At 70.1% G+C, this 16365-nt stretch carries 17 protein-coding genes and 1 pseudogene; 5 read left to right on the top strand and 13 right to left on the bottom strand.

Annotation, left to right across the window (positions count from 1 at the left end; translation table 11 throughout):
* Nucleotides 1-347 precede the first annotated feature (347 nt).
* The 3 genes from ACP4J3_RS26385 to ACP4J3_RS26375 form a co-directional block, all read right to left on the bottom strand.
* Nucleotides 348-1109, bottom strand: a complete 762-nt coding sequence (locus ACP4J3_RS26385) for a hypothetical protein (RefSeq protein ID WP_426538521.1) — start codon at nt 1107-1109, stop codon at nt 348-350.
* 261 nt (nt 1110-1370) lie between these two features.
* Nucleotides 1371-2336 (bottom strand): serine/threonine-protein kinase, encoded by a 966-nt coding sequence (locus ACP4J3_RS26380; RefSeq protein WP_426538520.1) that lies wholly within the window; start codon nt 2334-2336, stop codon nt 1371-1373.
* Nucleotides 2337-2836: 500 nt separating this feature from the next.
* Nucleotides 2837-3604 carry a nucleotidyltransferase domain-containing protein gene (locus ACP4J3_RS26375; RefSeq protein ID WP_426538519.1) on the bottom strand — a complete coding sequence of 256 codons (768 nt, stop codon included), beginning with the start codon at nt 3602-3604 and terminating at the stop codon, nt 2837-2839.
* Nucleotides 3605-3928: 324 nt separating this feature from the next.
* Between ACP4J3_RS26375 and ACP4J3_RS26370 the strand changes: the two genes are divergently transcribed.
* Both ACP4J3_RS26370 and ACP4J3_RS26365 read left to right on the top strand, forming a co-directional pair.
* Nucleotides 3929-4351, top strand: a complete 423-nt coding sequence (locus ACP4J3_RS26370) for a RidA family protein (RefSeq protein WP_426538518.1) — start codon at nt 3929-3931, stop codon at nt 4349-4351.
* Nucleotides 4348-4794 (top strand): annotated as a pseudogene (locus ACP4J3_RS26365) (N-acetyltransferase family protein); the annotation flags it as partial. The gene ACP4J3_RS26370 and the pseudogene ACP4J3_RS26365, both read left to right, overlap by 4 nt.
* 284 nt (nt 4795-5078) lie before the next feature.
* Here the strand turns inward: ACP4J3_RS26365 and ACP4J3_RS26360 are convergent.
* Nucleotides 5079-5798, bottom strand: a complete 720-nt coding sequence (locus tag ACP4J3_RS26360) for an aspartate/glutamate racemase family protein (RefSeq protein ID WP_426538517.1) — start codon at nt 5796-5798, stop codon at nt 5079-5081.
* Between the two features lie 5 nt (nt 5799-5803).
* Entirely contained in the window at nt 5804-7285 is a 1482-nt protein-coding gene (locus ACP4J3_RS26355) for an NCS1 family nucleobase:cation symporter-1 (protein ID WP_426538516.1), read from the bottom strand.
* A 152-nt stretch (nt 7286-7437) separates the two neighbouring features.
* On the opposite strand from ACP4J3_RS26355, the gene ACP4J3_RS26350 reads away from it, so the two are divergent.
* Nucleotides 7438-8100, top strand: coding sequence for a GntR family transcriptional regulator (locus ACP4J3_RS26350; protein WP_426538515.1), 663 nt, complete (start codon nt 7438-7440; stop codon nt 8098-8100).
* Here ACP4J3_RS26350 and pip read toward each other — a convergent pair.
* Nucleotides 8097-9059: a prolyl aminopeptidase gene (gene pip / locus ACP4J3_RS26345; RefSeq protein ID WP_426538514.1), complete on the bottom strand. Its 963-nt coding sequence runs from the start codon at nt 9057-9059 to the stop codon at nt 8097-8099. The genes ACP4J3_RS26350 and pip overlap by 4 nt on opposite strands.
* Nucleotides 9060-9068: 9 nt before the next feature.
* Complete coding sequence (locus ACP4J3_RS26340) at nt 9069-9773, bottom strand: uracil-DNA glycosylase (protein ID WP_426538513.1); 705 nt, start codon at nt 9771-9773, stop codon at nt 9069-9071.
* Nucleotides 9774-9849: 76 nt separating this feature from the next.
* Between ACP4J3_RS26340 and ACP4J3_RS26335 the strand changes: the two genes are divergently transcribed.
* On the top strand, nt 9850-10383 hold the full coding sequence (locus ACP4J3_RS26335; RefSeq protein ID WP_426538512.1) for an RNA-binding S4 domain-containing protein: 534 nt from the start codon (nt 9850-9852) through the stop codon (nt 10381-10383).
* Nucleotides 10384-10532: 149 nt separating this feature from the next.
* Here the strand turns inward: ACP4J3_RS26335 and ACP4J3_RS26330 are convergent, their stop codons facing one another.
* Both ACP4J3_RS26330 and ACP4J3_RS26325 read right to left on the bottom strand, forming a co-directional pair.
* Nucleotides 10533-10988, bottom strand: a complete 456-nt coding sequence (locus tag ACP4J3_RS26330) for a DoxX family protein (RefSeq protein ID WP_426538511.1) — start codon at nt 10986-10988, stop codon at nt 10533-10535.
* A gap of 88 nt (nt 10989-11076) precedes the next feature.
* Entirely contained in the window at nt 11077-11988 is a 912-nt protein-coding gene (locus ACP4J3_RS26325) for an acyltransferase domain-containing protein (protein WP_426538510.1), read from the bottom strand.
* Between the two features lie 56 nt (nt 11989-12044).
* On the opposite strand from ACP4J3_RS26325, the gene ACP4J3_RS26320 reads away from it, so the two are divergent.
* On the top strand, nt 12045-12374 hold the full coding sequence (locus ACP4J3_RS26320; RefSeq protein ID WP_426538509.1) for a DUF6343 family protein: 330 nt from the start codon (nt 12045-12047) through the stop codon (nt 12372-12374).
* 32 nt (nt 12375-12406) lie between these two features.
* On the opposite strand, the gene ACP4J3_RS26315 is transcribed toward ACP4J3_RS26320, so the two are convergent.
* The 4 genes from ACP4J3_RS26315 to rpsA all read right to left on the bottom strand — a co-directional run bounded on the left by ACP4J3_RS26315 (nt 12407) and on the right by rpsA (nt 16204).
* Complete coding sequence (locus tag ACP4J3_RS26315) at nt 12407-12787, bottom strand: tetratricopeptide repeat protein (protein WP_194047401.1); 381 nt, start codon at nt 12785-12787, stop codon at nt 12407-12409.
* A gap of 50 nt (nt 12788-12837) precedes the next feature.
* On the bottom strand, nt 12838-13485 hold the full coding sequence (gene coaE, locus ACP4J3_RS26310) for a dephospho-CoA kinase (protein ID WP_426538508.1): 648 nt from the start codon (nt 13483-13485) through the stop codon (nt 12838-12840).
* 53 nt (nt 13486-13538) lie between these two features.
* Nucleotides 13539-14477: a PAC2 family protein gene (locus ACP4J3_RS26305; RefSeq protein WP_426538507.1), complete on the bottom strand. Its 939-nt coding sequence runs from the start codon at nt 14475-14477 to the stop codon at nt 13539-13541.
* A 230-nt stretch (nt 14478-14707) separates the two neighbouring features.
* Nucleotides 14708-16204, bottom strand: coding sequence for a 30S ribosomal protein S1 (gene rpsA, locus ACP4J3_RS26300; RefSeq protein WP_426538506.1), 1497 nt, complete (start codon nt 16202-16204; stop codon nt 14708-14710).
* Nucleotides 16205-16365 lie beyond the last annotated feature (161 nt).

Here is a 16365-nt window from a genome sequence, read left to right as displayed (position 1 = left end):
TTCTCGGCACGCCGCCCGCCCCCCTGCTCAGGCGCCAGATGTTCGGCCGCGCCGGGTTCGAACTGAGGCCCGAGCCGTGCGGCAGCCGGCGAGAGGCGAGTGCCGCCTGGGGTGGTGCGGTGCCCGAGGCGGTGGCTACGCAGACCGCACGGGGGGCGATCGAGCGAGGGTGGGCTATCTGCGCGAGGCAACGCTGCCAGAGCCGAGTGGACATGAGCGCAGGGTCCTTTCGCAGCAGGAGATCCAAACACGAGGTCCAAAGGGTGACGGGGTGAAGACCGCTACGCCTTCACCCCGTCGCAGTGCGGTGGGCATCACCACCGCCTGCCACGCGCGCCTCCCGAGCCCTACAGTCCCGGTGCCTCCTCGGGCTCCGGCTGGTCGACCGGGGCTTCGTCGGCCGGGGCCTCCTCGGCGGGGGCCTCCTCAGCGGGGGCTTCCTCGGCCGGGGCTTCCGGCTTGGCCTCGCCATCCGGTTCGGCCTTGTCATCCGGCTTGGCCTCGTCACCCGGCTCGGCCTTGTCGTCCGGCTGGGCTTCACCGCCCGGCTTGGCCTCACCGTCCGGCTTGTTTTCGTCCTCGTGCTTGGACTCGTCGTGCTTGGACTCGTCCTTGTGCCTGTCCTTGACCTCGTCCTCGCTCTTCCAGTGGTCCTTGTCCTCCCAGAAGTGATCGTCGTGGTGCTTGTTCTTCCAGTAGTGATCGTTGTGGTGCTTCTCCCAGTAGAAGTAGTCCCTATAGCTGTCCCAGAGGAACAGCTTGTGGTGCTTTATCACTACGTAGTAGATCTCGTAGTGGTCGTCCCAGTAGAACTTGTGGCCGCCCGCCCAGCAGAAGTACTTCTTGCCGTGCTTGCCATGCTTGCCGTGGTGCTTGTGGTGCTTGTGATGCTTCTTGTGGTGCTTGCTCCAGCAGTGGTTCTTCTTGTGCTTGTCCTTGTGCTGGGGCGCCACGGTCACCGCCGATGTGGGGGACATCGGGGCCGCCGTCGCGGCGGTGGCCGGCAGGATGACGCCTCCGGCGACCACCACCGCCGATGCCGCCGCCGTGGCCAGGCTCAGTCGGCGCTTGCGACGGGCGTCCTCGCGGGTGCGGGTCATAGCGTTCACGTTTCCTCCTGAAGTGAAAGGCACTTGTCCGTGCCCCGGTGCACTTCCAGTAGGCCCGCCTCGTCCGGCCTGGTCATGTTCCGAGGGCTCGGGACTTGACGGATCCAAAGCCGTCGGGTATCGGCGGGGGGGAGGTGAAGCCGCACCTCTGGCCCGCGGCGGGGACATGGAGTACACGCCCCGCCAATTCGTCGAGGTTTGCACCGCGTTGGGAGTACGGCACTCGATGGAAGCGGTCGGTGCCTGCCGCTTGACGCGCCGTCAGACGGCATCCTCTCGAGCGGACGGGCGAGCAAAGACCGGCCGGGCCCACCGGGGTGGATCAGGGAGCGGCCCGGCAGCCCGGTCCACCTGGGTCGGCGGATGCGCAGCCCGATCGGCGCCCTGGGTCGTCGCGCGCAACGCGGCCACGAATTCCAGGCAGGATCCGTAACGATCCTCGGGGACCTTGGCCAGGCCCCGGGCCACCACCTCGTCCATCGCCGGCGGAGTACCCGGCCGCCTCTCGCTCAGGGCGGGCGGCTGATCGTACTGGTGGGCCCAGAGCAGTTCCATGCTGTCGTCCCGCTGGAAAGGCGGCCCGCCCGCGAGGGTTTCGTAGACGACGCAGGCGAAGCTGTACAGATCGCACCTGCCGTCCACCGGGCGGCCCGCGATCTGCTCCGGTGCCACATAGTCGAGCGTGCCGACGAACTCGCCCACGGACGTGAACCCGGTCAACGACAGCGCCTTCTTCGTCAGCCCGAAATCGGTGAGATAGACATGCTCGGGGTGGTCGCTGTCCGTCCCTCGGGCCACCAGCACATTGCCGGGTTTGACATCCCGGTGCACCAGATCATGTTCATGGGCCGTGTCCAGGGCGGAAGCCACCTGTGCGGCGATACGCAACGCGGCCTCGGTCGGCAGGGGGCCGTCCCGGTCGAGCAGCGCCCGCAGATCCAGCCCCGGGACGTACCGCATGGCGATGTACAGGACACCGTTCGTCTCGCCGGCCTCGTAGATCGGCACGATGTGCGGATGATCGAGCGCCGCGGCCACCCGTTGCTCATGCGCGAAACGGCGGCGGAAGGTGTCGTTGCGGGCCATGTCCGGGGTCAGCAGCTTCAGCGCCACCGTACGCTCCAGCCGTAGATCCCGTGCCCGGTACACCACGGCCATTCCCCCACGGCCGATCTCGCACTCCACCCGGTAGCCCGCGATCTGCGCCCCGGTCAGCCCCGCACCCATCGCACAGCCCCCATCCGCACATCACTGGCCACCACGCCGCCGACACTCTGCAGTCGCATGACCCAACCAGCAAACCTCCCATTCCCACACAAATTATCCGGCGATCTCACTCGACCGGCTACATCCGGCAGTGCCCGAGAACCACCTGTGTCCGCTTCCTGCCCCCTTGTGTTCGCTTTTGCGCGGCTCCGACACTCATGAGCAGTGGGGCGGCACGGGAACCGTGAGTCCGGTCCCGGCATCTGCGGAACAGGTTCCCGAACACCGTGGTGGCCGTCGACAGCTGTGCCGGTCCTGACCCACGGGATGGCCCCGCGTCGCCGCAGTGGGGGCGGGGACCTCCTGGAGTACCGCAGCGTGACGACGCTCCAGGACTGGGCCACTGTGATCGGCCCATGGCCGTGCGAGAGCATGACTGGCAGCAGCAAAGCCCGTACCCGCTTCCGCCGAACTGATCCACTTCACCCCGGCGAGGCCCCGGACAAGACAGGGGATGCCCTTCAGCCCCTCCGCAGATGTGCGAAGAGCCGCTCCGCATCCTGCACGGCCTGGCGCAATGCGCTCGGTTCCGCGCGCAACTGGGCAAGGATGCCGTCCACGCCCCGCAGCCCCGCCCGCTCCAACAACCGCTTCTCGTTGGTCACCCACTCCCCTCGCCCGGCCAGCACCGCATGCCCGGTCTGCGCGGCGGCCGTGGCGAGTGCGCCCGCGACCTCGGTGAGACGGCCGGCGGGAGCGTGGTTGGCCTTCGCGTACGCGAGGGTGGCCTGGGCGGTGCCGTACCAGCGCTCGCTGGCCGCGCGGCGCAGCTTCCGCGGATAACCGGCCGGACGCGGCAGCGCGCCCCTCAGCACCTGATTGATCGCCAGTTCCGCGACCACCAGATAGCTCGGAATCCCCGCGAGATGGAACAGCAACGGCTCCACCCGGAACCGCCCCTCCTCCGCCTGCGCCAACTCCCGCTCCACCACCTCGAGGTCACGGTAGTGAACGTCGACCCGCCGCCCCTCGATCGTCAGCCACGCTCCCCCGTTGAAGACACCCCCGCCCCAGCCCCCGACCTCGGACACCTCACCCTCCCATCCGAGGGCGCGGAGATCGGCCGGGTCGAAGGCGCCGCGGTAATAGACGGCGAGGTCCCAATCGCTGTCGGGCCGGTGCGTGCCCTGGGCCCGTGACCCGCCCAGGGCGACGGCCCGGACGGTGGGGAGCGCGGCCAGGCGGTCGGCGGTGGCGTCGAGGAAGGCGGTGTCGTCAGGGGTGGGCATACGTGCAGGCTACGGAGCTGTCGGACCTGCCACTACGCAATTACGTCCCTGGCTGCGCACCGAGGATGGACGCCCGCGCTGGTACGGCAACTGCTCGGTGAACCCGACCTGTTGCGCTCGCGCCGCTTCGGCGGTTGCCGCGCGACGGTCCGCCGCTGCGCGGACTGCGGCTGAGCGCCGACTGCGTGAGTGAGCAGGCGTGAAATTCGGATGCGCGTGCCCGTTCGGGCGCGGATGATCGGCAAGTTGTACGCCCTACGACCAGCCTTGGCCGACCGCCTTCACACACCCCGCCCCGTCCACCCCCACCCGTCAGGAGCCCCCATGATCCGACGCGTCACCACCCCCGCCCTCTTCCCTCCCCCCACCTACTCCCACGCCTCCGTCGTCGAGGCCGGTACCAAGCTCGCGTTCCTCGCCGGTTCCGTGCCGCTCGACGGAGAGGGGAATCTCGTCGGGGAGGGGGATCCCGTACGGCAGGCCGAGCAGGTGATCGGCAATCTTCAGGAGCAGCTTCGGGCGGTCGGCAGCGACTTGGGCCATGTCCTGTCGACCGACGTGTATGTCGTGAGCAGCGACACCGCCGTGCTGTCCGCCGTCTGGGAGGTCGTCGAGGCGTCGGGGCTGAGTGTCGGGCCGCATTCGTCGACGCTGCTGGGGGTGGCGTGTCTCGGGTACACGGGGCAGTTGGTGGAGATCACGGCCACCTCCGTCGTTCCCGAGGAGCACGAGGCGACGCGGCCGTGACGGCCGTCGCCCTGCGGCGCGCCCTGCCCACCGACGCCGGCGCCGCCGCCGACGTATGGCTGCGGTCGTTCGCCGCCGCGCTGCCGAGCGTCACTCGGCCGCGCTCCGACGACGAGGTGCGCACGTACTTCCGGGAGGTGGTGGTGCTGTTGCGGGAGACCTGGGTCGCCGAGGCCGCCGACCGCCTCGTCGGTCTCATGGTCCTCGACGGCGACCTGCTCTCCCAGCTCTATCTCGATCCCGACTGGCGTGGGCGCGGCGTCGGGGACCGGTTCGTCGCACTCGCCAAGCAGCGCCGCCCGGACGGGCTGAGCCTTTGGACCTTCCAGGTCAACGGGCCCGCCCAGCGCTTCTACGAGCGCCATGGCTTTGTCGCCGTCGAGCACACGGACGGGAGCGGGAACGAGGAGCGGGAGCCGGACGTACGGTACGTCTGGCGTCCGGGTCGGACAGCCACCGACACCGGCGACCCGGACCACCGGGCGGTGGGGTCACCGGGCGACAGGACCGCCGGAGCACGAGGCCACCGCACCACCGAGCCACCAGACCACAGGGCCACCGCACCGCCAGGCCACCGCACCACCGAGCCACCGAGCGGCCGGATCGCCAGGCAGCCGGGCCACCGGACCACCAAGCCGCCGGACCACCAAGCCGCCGGCACCAGACCACCGAGCAACCGGCCACCAGGCCACCGACCCACTAGGCCCCCACGACGATCACCCCCACCTCACTCCCCCACCCGCCCCCACACCCGCCGCTTCGGCAACGGCCTCGCGTACCCCCCGGCCCGGCTCGTCCGCAACCCCAGTTCCACCAGGGACTCGGCGAGTTTGACGGCCGCCCCGACGCCGTCGACCACCGGAACCCCCAGCTTCTCCGCCACGAGCCGCTGCAGGCCGGTCATCCCGGCGCACCCCAGCACCAGGACCTCGGCACCGGCGTCCCGCGCCCGTTCGGCAGCCGTCAGGAAGGCGGCTTCCGTGCGTTCGCCGTCCTCCAGCTCCAGCACTCCGAGCCCGGTACCGATCACGGCGACACAGTTCCGCCCGACCCCGGCCAGCTCCAGGCTGTCCTCGATCTGCCCGCACGACCGCTCCAGCGTGGTCACCACCCCGTAGCGCCGCCCGAGCAGACAGGCCAGGTGCGCGGCGGCCTCCGTGATGTCGACGACGGGGACGTCCACCAGCTCCCGGACGCCCTCGCGGCCGTGCTCGCCGAAGCCGGCCATGACGACCGCGTCGTACGCGGGGCCCTCGTACGTCCGCAGCGCGTCCATCACCGCCGCCGCCGACAGGTAGCTGTCCAGCCAGCCCTCCGCCGACTCCGGGCCCCACTCGGGGGTCAGTCCGAGCACGGTGGTGCCCGGGCCTGCGGCGGCCCGGGCACCACGTACGATCTCCTCGGTCATCTCCTGCGTGGTGTTGCAGTTGGTGACGACGATCCGCACGTCCTTCAGACCTCCCGCACCGTAGCCGCAGCCGCGGCCGCAGACCCGGCGGCCCGCTCGTCGCGGCACAGCACCAGATACAGCCCCGCCCCGAGCGCCGTACCGATGAACCAGGAGTACGGCGCCACCGCGCTGAACGTCGTCACCAGCGCCAGCACCGCCGAGACACCCGCCGCCGGCAGGAACGCCCACAGCGCCTTGGGGTTGACGCCCTTGCGGTAGTAGTAGCGCGAGCCGGGCTCGGCGGAGAACAGCTCGTTCGTGTCCACGCGGCCGTGCTTGATCAGGTAGTAGTCGACCATGATCACGCCGAACAGCGGGCCCAGGAAGGCGCCGAGGCCGCCCAGGAAGTAGTTGACGACCGTCGGGTTCGAGAAGAGGTTCCACGGCGTCACCACGAGCGCGGCCACCGTGCTGATCATGCCGCCGACCTTGAAGGTGATCTTCTGCGGCCAGACGTTGGCCAGGTCGTACGCCGGTGAGACGAAGTTGGCGACGATGTTGACGCCCATGGTGGCGATCGCGAAGGTCAGAGCGCCGAGGACGAGGACCCAGGTGTTGCCGATCTCGGCGACGAGGTAGGCCGGCTCGGTGATGGCCTTGCCGAACACCTCGATCGAGCCCGCCGTGACGATCACCGAAACGACGACGAACGCCGTCGAGTTGATCGGCAGGCCCCAGAAGTTGCCGCGCTTGACCGTCTTGTAGTCGGGGGCGAAGCGCGAGAAGTCACAGAAGTTGAGCATCAGCGTGCCGTACGTGGCGAGGATCAGCCCGATCGCGCCGAACCACTGCCGCCACTGCTCGCCGACGGAGACGGGGTTGGGGGTGGACGTGAGCGAGATCGTCCAGCCTGCCTTGGCCAGGATCCAGACCGCGAGGGCGATCATCACCACCCAGATCGCCGGGCCGCAGAAGTCCTGGAACTTGCGTACCGACTCCATGCCCTGGCTGATGATCGCCGCCTGGATCAGCCACAGGGCGATGAAGGTGCACCAGCCGAGCTGGTGCAGGCCCAGGAAGGAGTTGTGCGTCCAGGACTCCAGGCCCGGCCAGGCGGCCAGCAGCATCACGTTCACGGCGACGGAGGCCAGGTAGGTCTGGATGCCGTACCACATGATGGCGATGACGGCCCTGATCAGCGCCGGGATGTTGGCACCCCAGACGCCGAAGCTGATGCGGCTGACGACCGGGAACGGGACGCCGTGGAGCTGGCCGATCTTCCCCATCCAGTTCATCCCGATGTAGATCAGCACGAAGCCGACGAGCAGGGAGGTGAAGACCTGCCACACGTTCATGCCGAGGACCAGGAGTCCGGCCGCGAACGTGTAATTGCCGAGGTTGTGGACGTCGGACATCCACATGGCGAAGAGGTCGAAGACCTTCCAGTTGCGCTTCTTCGCGGGAGCGAGGTCTTCGTTGGTGAGCCGGGGATCGGGGACGAATGCTGGTGTGCCGGTGGCTTCGGCACGGTCGGCGAGGGACACGAGGCCTCCAGGAGCCGGGGGACGGAGAGACTACATGCGGAGGGCGTTTGGTATACCAAACTGCGGACATGGTCCTCCCGTCAACAGTTCCGACCGATGTCGCTCCTGTTAACGCTCGGTAAAAGAGGCCCGGAGTCGGCGAAGATGGCCTCATGAGCTCCACGACGAAGATCGAACCCCTGGGCGCGGTACGGGAACGCGTCCTGGCGACCCTGCGGCAGGACATCATCGCCGGGCGCCTGCGGCCAGGCGACCGGCTCGTGGAGCGGGAGCTCGCCGAGCGCCTCGGTGTCTCGCGCGTGCCGGTCCGCGAGGCGATCCGGGCCCTGGTCGCCGAGGGCTTCGTCCACTTCGAGTCGGCACGCCGTACGGTCGTGCGCCGGCTGACCCCGGCCGACGTCAAGGAGCTTTTCGAGCTGCGGGAGGCCCTGGAGGTGTACGCGGCCGGACTCGCCGCCGCCCGGGCCACACCGAAGGACCTGGCCGAGGTGGAACAGCTTCTTGACCAGGCGGCCACCGCGACCGAGGCGGGGGACGCGGAGGCGATCACGGACATCAACAGCCGGCTGCACGACCGCATCGTGGCCATGGCGGACAACAACCTGCTGATCGAGGCCCTGGAACCGGTCGCCGGCCGGCTGCGCTGGATGACCCGGCGCAACGAGGAGTGGCCCCAGCTCCTCGTCGAGCACCGCGAGCTGTACGAGGCGATCGCCTCCGGCGACCCGGCCCGGGCGCGTGCGCACGCGCTGGCCCACGTGCGGACCAACTACCGCTCGACGGTACGGCAGTTGTTCGGGGAGGAGCCCGGTTAGCGCCCCGCGTACCTGTCCGTCGCCGCCACCAGCGCGTCCGCCATGTCCGGCGCCCCGGCGTTGTGCCCCACGTCGTCGATGACGATCAGCTCACTGCCGGGCCAGGCGTGGTGGAGGCGCCAGACGACCCCGAGGAGGTTGCCGGGGTCGAGGCTGCCCTGGACGAGGGTGCCCGGGATGTCCTTCAGCAGGGGTGCGCCCCGCAGGACGACACCCTCCTCGTTGCCCTCGCCGAGGAAGTGGTCGTTGCCCCAGTAGTGCGTCACGGTCCGGGCGAAGCCCATGCGGAACACCGGATCCTCGTAGCGCGGGACGGAACGCGGCGGGGCGGCGGCGATGGCCGTCTCCCAGTCGGTCCAGGCCCGCGCCGCCCGCGCCCGCACCCGCGGATCGGGCGACTCGATCAGCCGGTTGTACGCGGCCGCGAGATTCCCCGCCCGCGCGGCCTCCGGCAGCTCGGCGAGGAACCGCTCGAAGGCCTCCGGGAACAACTGTCCCAGCCCCTTGGTCATCAGGGCGACTTCGGCGTTGGAACCGGTGGCCACCCCCGTGAGGACCAGCTCGGACACGACACCGGGATGGGTCTGGGCGTACCGCAGCCCGAGCACAGAGCCCCACGAGACGCCCCACACCAGCCACCGCTCGATCCCGAGGTGCCGCCGCAGCAGCTCCAGATCGGCCATCAGATGTGCTGTCGTGTTGACGCTCATGTCCGTGTCGTACGCGCTCGCGGGCGGCGTCGAACGCCCGCAGCCGCGCTGATCGAGCAGCACGACGCGGTACGCGGCAGGATCGAACAGCCGCCGGAACCAAGGGTTGCTGCGGGAGCCCGGCCCACCGTGCAGCACGAGCGCGGGCTTGCCCCGCGGATTTCCGCAGGTCTCCCAGTACACGCGGTTGCCGTCACCGACGTCCAGCATGCCGTGGTCGTACGGTTCGATCTCCGGGTAAAGGGCCATCCGGGGACCTTAGCCGTCGTACGGCGCTTCGCGCAGGCCCGCCGCATCAGCCGCCGTACGCAGCACCTCGCGCAGCATCACGGGCGTGAGCCGTCCGGTGAAGGTGTTGCGCTGGCTGACGTGGAAGCACCCGAAGAGCTCGAGCCCGTCCACCGAAACCCGCGCCCCGTGCGCGAACGCGGGCCGCGGCCGAGGCACGCTCCACCCCGCCTCCGTCAGCGCGGGCAGCGTCGCCTGCCAGCCGAAGGCGCCGAGGGCCACGACCGCGCGCAGGGTCGGCCGCAGCAGCCGCAGCTCCTGCACCAGCCAGGGCCGGCAGGTCTCCCGCTCCTCGGGGGTGGGCTTGTTGGCGGGCGGCGCGCAGTGCACGGGGGCCGTGACGCGGACGCCGTACAGCTCCAGGCCGTCGTCGGAGGCGACCGACGTGGGCTGCGAGGCGAGGCCCACGTCGTGCAGCGCCTGGTACAGCACGTCACCGGAGCGGTCCCCGGTGAACATCCGGCCGGTGCGGTTGCCGCCATGGGCCGCCGGGGCGAGCCCGACGATCAGCAGCCGGGCGTCCGGCGGGCCGAAACCGGGCACCGGGCGGCCCCAGTACGTCTGGTCGGCGAAGGCGGCGCGCCTGGTGCGGGCCACCTCCTCACGCCAGTCGACCAGCCGCGGACAGGCACGGCAGCCCGTGATCCGCAGGTCGAGATCGGCGAGGGCGTCCACAGCTCCACGGTAAAGCGCTCCCGCCGTTGATACGGCGACCGGTCTCCCGGCGAGGACTGAGGACTAAGGTCGAGGCATGGCTTGCGAGGATGACGAGGCGAAGACGGGCGGCGCGGCCGAGGGACCGCGGCCGGACGCGGCGAGCGGCGAGCAGGCCGTCGACCCGAAGACCGCAGCCGCCGTGGCCGCCGCCGAGGCCGCCGGTGCGCACAGCGGCGAGTCCGTGCGGATCGACAGTTGGATCTGGGCCGTACGCCTGGTGAAGACCCGCTCCCTGGGCGCCACCGCCTGCAAGGGCGGGCATGTGCGCGTGAACGGCCAGAGCGTGAAGCCCTCCCACTCCCTGCGCATCGGCGACGAGGTCCGGCTGCGGCAGGAGAACCGGGAGCGGATCGTCGTCGTCAAGCGGCTCATCCGCAAGCGGGTCGGCGCCCCCGTGGCGGTCCAGTGCTACGTCGACAACTCGCCCCCTCCCCCGCCGCGCGAGGCCGTCGCCCCGGCCGGCGTCCGCGACCGCGGCACCGGCCGCCCGACCAAGCGGGACCGCCGTGAGATGGAACGCCTGCGCGGCCTCATGGGCGGCGGAGCGGGACGACCACGCGAGCACTGACACAAGGCACGGCGCGCATGCCATACGGCGATGGCGTCCGGCGGACCGGGAAGGCCCGAGCCGGACGCCATCGCCGCCATCGCCGCCATCGCCGCCATCGCCGCCATCGCCGTCGTCGCCGCCATCGCCGTCGTCGACGTCGTCGCCGCTCACGCGCGTCGTCGCACCAGCCGCAGCAGATCCGCGTTGGAACTGCGCCGCGCCCAGGCGATCAGGGCGAGCGGCACGATCAGGATCAGCGGCGTCGCCGCCATCTCGCCGTCGAAGGCGGTGATCGCGACGACGAACGCGCCCACCATCAGCGCGCTCAGCGCCAACGCCGCCACCGACTGCAGCACCGGGATCAACAGCGCGACGGCACCGGCCAGTTCGAGGGCACCGATGGTGTACATCCCCGCGCTGCCCCAGCCCAGCTCGTCGAAGCCCTCGGCGGCCGACGGGTGCGCGATGAGCTTGGGCAGCGCGCTCGCGATGCCGTAGAAGAGGGCGAGCAGGATCTGAAGGCCGCGCAGGGCGATCCGGGCGCGGCGGCCACGCGGCGTCGCGGACTCGGCGATGACGGGGCGGGACGTGGCGGTGGTGACGGAAGCGGTGCTCTCGGACATGGGGATCTCCTGTGTTCAGCGGTCCGTGGTGCTGTCAGAGAGGTAGACCGGCACTCGCCCTCGAACTCATCGCCGTACGAACGGAGTTTCAGCCCTTCTTGTCGAACGGCAGCCACCCGTGCCCGACGTACCAGTGACCGCCCGCCCGCAGATGGTCCCCGACGGCCCGCTCCACGGCCGTGCCGCGCGGCAGGCTCTCGATCGGCAACTCGGGGTCCCCGAAGACGAATCCGACCGGCTCGGTGTCGGCCTGTTCCCGGTCCTCGCGGGCGAGGTGGAAACGCTCCTGGAACCGGACGATGTTGGAGTCGCCGGGCAGGTAGTCCTTGAGCTGCGCGTCCAGCAGCCAGGAGTGGCAGGTCACCACCCGGTACCGCTCCCGCGGAAAGTGCAGCGGGAAGAACTCCCGGGCCATCGCCAGGGATCGCTCGACGGCGACCGGGGACATCGGTCCATGGAAGTCCGGTATGTGCAGATTGAGGCAGAGTGAGTCCGGCCCCACACCGAGCCCCGTGAGCGCGAGCCTGGTCCCCGTACGCTGCCCGAGCCGCGCCCGCTCGAACTGCAGCCGGCCCAACTGGTACAGCTCACCGCGGAAGTGGTGGATGAGCCACCACGGGGCCAGCAGTCCCGACCTGCCGTGCCGTCTGCGGTGCGCGGCCATGTTCCGCCCGAGGTCGGCGAGAGTGCGCCGGGAGACGTCGGCCGGGACGCCGCGCTCGCGGTGGTAGGCGCGCGTGTACGGCAGTGCCGCGACGAACACGTAGACGGGAAAGCAGCGCTGCAAGGGACCCGAGGCCCAGTCGAGGTCGGGCAGGTCGACCGCGCCGCCGATCTCGCCCATCCCCCGGACCAGCTCGTCGACGGACCGCTCCAGGAACTGCCGCAGCTCGGGGTCGTCCGTCACCCGCCGGCCCATCCGCACGAGGTCGTTGACGTCCTCGTGGGGTACGGAGAGATCGAGCAGCACTTCGGCCAGTTCATCGGTGTCCGGCAGCACGAGGCCCCCTGCTGGGAGAACGAGGAGTACGTTTCAAGGAGGAGCGGTGGTTTCCGATGCGTACGGGCAGTGAGCCGGTGACGGCGCGCAGTGCACTGCGGGTCCGCTTCTGGCTGTGCGTGTGGGGTCTGCTGTGGGCGGTCTTCGGCACCGCCGCGTTCGCGCTCGCGGGCCGCCCGGGGTGGGCGGTGGCCTGCGGGGTGCTGTGGCTGGTGATCACGATCGACATGGTCATGGTTCTCAGGCACATCCGCCAGGGCCCGCACTACCAGCCGGGCCGCGACATACCGCCGTACTCCCCGCCCGACGACCGTCCCTACCGCCCGCAGGGGCCGGCCTCCGAGTACCGCCCGCCCCGGCCACCACCGGGGAACCGCACCCCCTAGGCGTGCCGCGAGCCGTCACCCCGAGTCGCCGCTCACGCGTCGAACCGCGCCGCCTTCAGAAACCGGGGGTTCGGATCGAGTGCGGCGGCCAGCCGGAAGTGGCGCTTGGCCTGGTCGTGCCGACCCTGCCGCTCGTAGGTGCGGGCGAGCGCGAAGTGCGCGAACGCGTTGTCCGGCTCGCGCTCCAGGACGATGGTGAACTCCAGCTCGGCGGGCCGCAGTTGCGCCGCGGCGAAGAAGGCACGCGCGCGCAGCAGCCGGGCCGCGGTGTTCTCCGGGTGCGCGGCGATGACCCCGTCCAGCAGCTTCACCGCGCCCCGCGGATCCCGTGCGGCCAGCAGTTGCTCGGCGGCACGGAAGTCGATGACATGCGTCTCCGGGGTACGTCCGGTGGAACCGCTGGTCTCGGGCACGGCAGAGTCCTTCCCTCACTGGGGGGATTCAACGCGCGAACGGAGCACGGCTATTCCTGTGGCTGTTCCTGTGCCGACGGGGACCGCCGCCCCTGGTGTGCCGCGTTGGCTCTGCGCACCAGCTCGTCCCATACGTCCTTCACGCGCCGCTGGAGCTCTTCCAGCGGTACGTCGTTGTCGATGACGATGTCCGCGATCTCCAGGCGGCTGTCCCGCGACGCCTGCGCGGCCATGCGCGCGCGAGCGTCCTCCTCGGTCATGCCGCGCAGCCGGACGAGGCGGTCGAGCTGGGTCTCGGCACTGGCGTCGACGACGACCACGACGTCGTACAGCGGCGCCAGGCCGTTCTCCGTGAGGAGCGGGACGTCATGGATGACCACGGCGTCCTCGGCGGCGGCCTCCTCCAGCTCGCGGGAGCGGGCGCCGACCAGGGGGTGCACGATCGAGTTCAGCACGGCGAGCCGGTCCGCGTCGGCGAAGACGATCGAGCCCAGCTTGGGCCGGTCCAGGCTGCCGTCCGCGGCGAGCACCTCCTCGCCGAACGCCTCGACGACGGCGGCGAGCCCGGGCGTGCCCGGCGCGACGACCTCCCGCGCGATCCGGTCCGCGTCGATCAACACGGCCCCGTGCTCCACGAGCAGCCGCGACACCTCGCTCTTACCGGCACCGATACCGCCGGTCAGGCCTACCCTCAGCATGCGTCGAGCTTAGGCCCCGCCACTGACAGCGCCTCCGGCGGGACCGGTGTCCCTCAGCCGTCGCCCTCCCGCTCCGCCAGGAACCGCTCGAACTCGCGGCCGATCTCGTCCGCCGACGGGATGTCCACCGGCTCGGCCAGCATGTTGCCCCGGGCCTCGGCGCCGGCGATGGCGTCGTACTGGTGCTCCAGGCCCTCGACGAGGTTGGTGAGCTCCTCGTCGCCCTCGCGGATCTGGCGGTCGATCTCGTTCTGCGTGCGGTGGGCGTCGGTGCGCAGGGAGTGCGCGATGCCGGGCAGGACCAGGCCGGTCGCCGCCGTGACGGCCTCCAGGACGGTCAGGGCCGCGTCCGGGTACGGGGAGCGGGCGATGTAGTGCGGGACGTGCGCGGCGACGCCCAGGACGTCGTGCCCGGCCTGCATCAGCCGGTACTCGATGAGGGACTCGGCGCTGCCGGGCACCTGCGCCTCGTCGAAGGGGCTGCTGTGGCCCGGGACGAGCTCGGTGCGGTTGCCGTGCGGGGTGAGGCCGACCGGGCGGGTGTGCGGGACGCCCATGGGGATGCCGTGGAAGTTCACCGACAGCCGTACCCCGAGCCGCTCCACGATCTCCTTGACGGCCGCGGCGAAGCGCTCCCACTCCACGTCCGGCTCGGGCCCGGACAGCAGCAGGAAGGGCGCACCCGTGGCATCCTGCACGAGCCGCACCTCGATGGCGGGGTCCTCGTAGCCGGCCCAGCGGTCGCGCTTGAACGTCAGCAGCGGTCGGCGGGCGCGGTAGTCCACCAGCCGGTCGTGGTCGAAGCGGGCGACGACCTGGTGGGGCAGCGAGCCCAGGAGGCCGTCGACGATCTGGTCGCCGGTCTCGCCCGCGTCGATGTATCCGTCGAAGTGGTAGAGCATGACAAGACCGGCCGACTCCTGGGCGAGTGCCATGTCGACGACGGCGAGGCCCTTCGGCTCCCATGCGTACAAACCCTGCGGATCAAGCACTGTGACCGCTCCTCCTTGTGTCCGTACGTGACAACGCCCTTACGGGCACGGGCATTCCCGGTGGAGGAGGCCATGATCTTGAGAACGGACGGGCAACGCCGCAAAAGGGGCGCGGGGAACTGCGCGACAAGCCCCCACCGGCCGTCAGCCGAAAAACAACCCACAAAACACCGAGGGACCGCACCTCGAAAGGTACGGCCCCTCAGTCAAGAGCTACTGCTCAGTGGGCGTCAGCTCTGCCCACCCGCCAGCTTCTCCCGCAGCGCGGCAAGCGCCTCGTCCGAAGCCAGCGCACCGGACTGGTCGCCGCCCTCGGAGGAGTACGAGCCACCGGACGCGGCCGGAGCCGCACCCGCCGCGTCGCCGCCCTCGGCGGCAGCCGCCGCGTCGGCCTCGCGGGACTTGATGACCTGCTGCTGGTGCTGCTCGAAGCGCTGCTGCGCCTCGGCGTACTGGCGCTCCCACTCCTCGCGCTGCTTCTCGTAGCCCTCGAGCCAGTCGTTGGTCTCGGGGTCGAAGCCCTCGGGGTAGATGTAGTTGCCCTGGTCGTCGTAGGACGCGGCCATGCCGTACAGGGTCGGGTCGAACTCGACCGAGGCCGGGTCGGCACCGAAGGACTCGTTGGCCTGCTTCAGCGAGAGGCTGATGCGACGGCGCTCGAGGTCGATGTCGATGACCTTGACGAAGATCTCGTCGTTGACCTGGACGACCTGCTCCGGGATCTCCACGTGGCGCTCGGCCAGCTCGGAGATGTGGACCAGACCCTCGATGCCCTCGTCGACGCGGACGAACGCACCGAACGGAACCAGCTTCGTGACCTTGCCGGGCACGACCTGGCCGATCTGGTGGGTGCGGGCGAACTGCTGCCACGGGTCTTCCTGGGTCGCCTTCAGCGACAGGGAGACACGCTCGCGGTCCATGTCGACGTCGAGGACCTCGACGGTGACCTCCTGGCCGACCTCGACGACCTCGGAGGGGTGGTCGATGTGCTTCCAGGACAGCTCGGAGACGTGGACCAGACCGTCGACGCCACCCAGGTCCACGAAGGCACCGAAGTTGACGATCGAGGAGACGACGCCGGAACGGACCTGACCCTTCTGGAGGGTCGTGAGGAACGTCTGGCGGACCTCGGACTGGGTCTGCTCCAGCCAGGCACGGCGGGACAGGACCACGTTGTTGCGGTTCTTGTCCAGCTCGATGATCTTGGCCTCGAGCTCCTTGCCCACGTAGGGCTGAAGGTCGCGGACGCGGCGCATCTCCACCAGCGAGGCGGGGAGGAAGCCACGGAGGCCGATGTCGAGGATGAGACCACCCTTGACGACCTCGATGACGGTACCGGTGACGATGCCGTCCTCTTCCTTGATCTTCTCGATGGTGCCCCAGGCACGCTCGTACTGGGCGCGCTTCTTCGAGAGGATCAGGCGGCCTTCCTTGTCCTCCTTCTGGAGGACAAGGGCCTCGATCTCGTCGCCGACGGCGACGACCTCGTTCGGGTCGACGTCGTGCTTGATCGAGAGCTCGCGGCTCGGGATGACACCTTCGGTCTTGTAACCGATGTCGAGCAGGACCTCGTCCCGGTCGACCTTCACGATGACGCCGTCGACGATGTCGCCGTCGTTGAAGTACTTGATCGTCTCGTCGATCGCTGCGAGGAAGGCTTCCTCGTTACCGATGTCGTTGACCGCTACCTGCGGGGTGGTGGCGGTGGTCTCGGTGCTGCTCGTCATGTGGGAAAGGGCTCCGGTACGGACATTGAAGTCGTAGGTACTGCTTACGCCGGGAGCCCGTTTCGCTCTGATGAAGCCGGACAGCCAAGGAAGCGCCGCACAACAGCGTGGGCGCCTCGACAACCGAGGGGACATACAACAGATGCGAGCGCAGCCTGCTA

The sequence above is a fragment of the Streptomyces sp. UG1 genome, from assembly GCF_049974585.1.
GTDB lineage: Bacteria > Actinomycetota > Actinomycetes > Streptomycetales > Streptomycetaceae > Streptomyces.
Note: the sequence above shows the minus strand (reverse complement) of the source record. Positions and strands in the feature narration are given on the sequence as shown.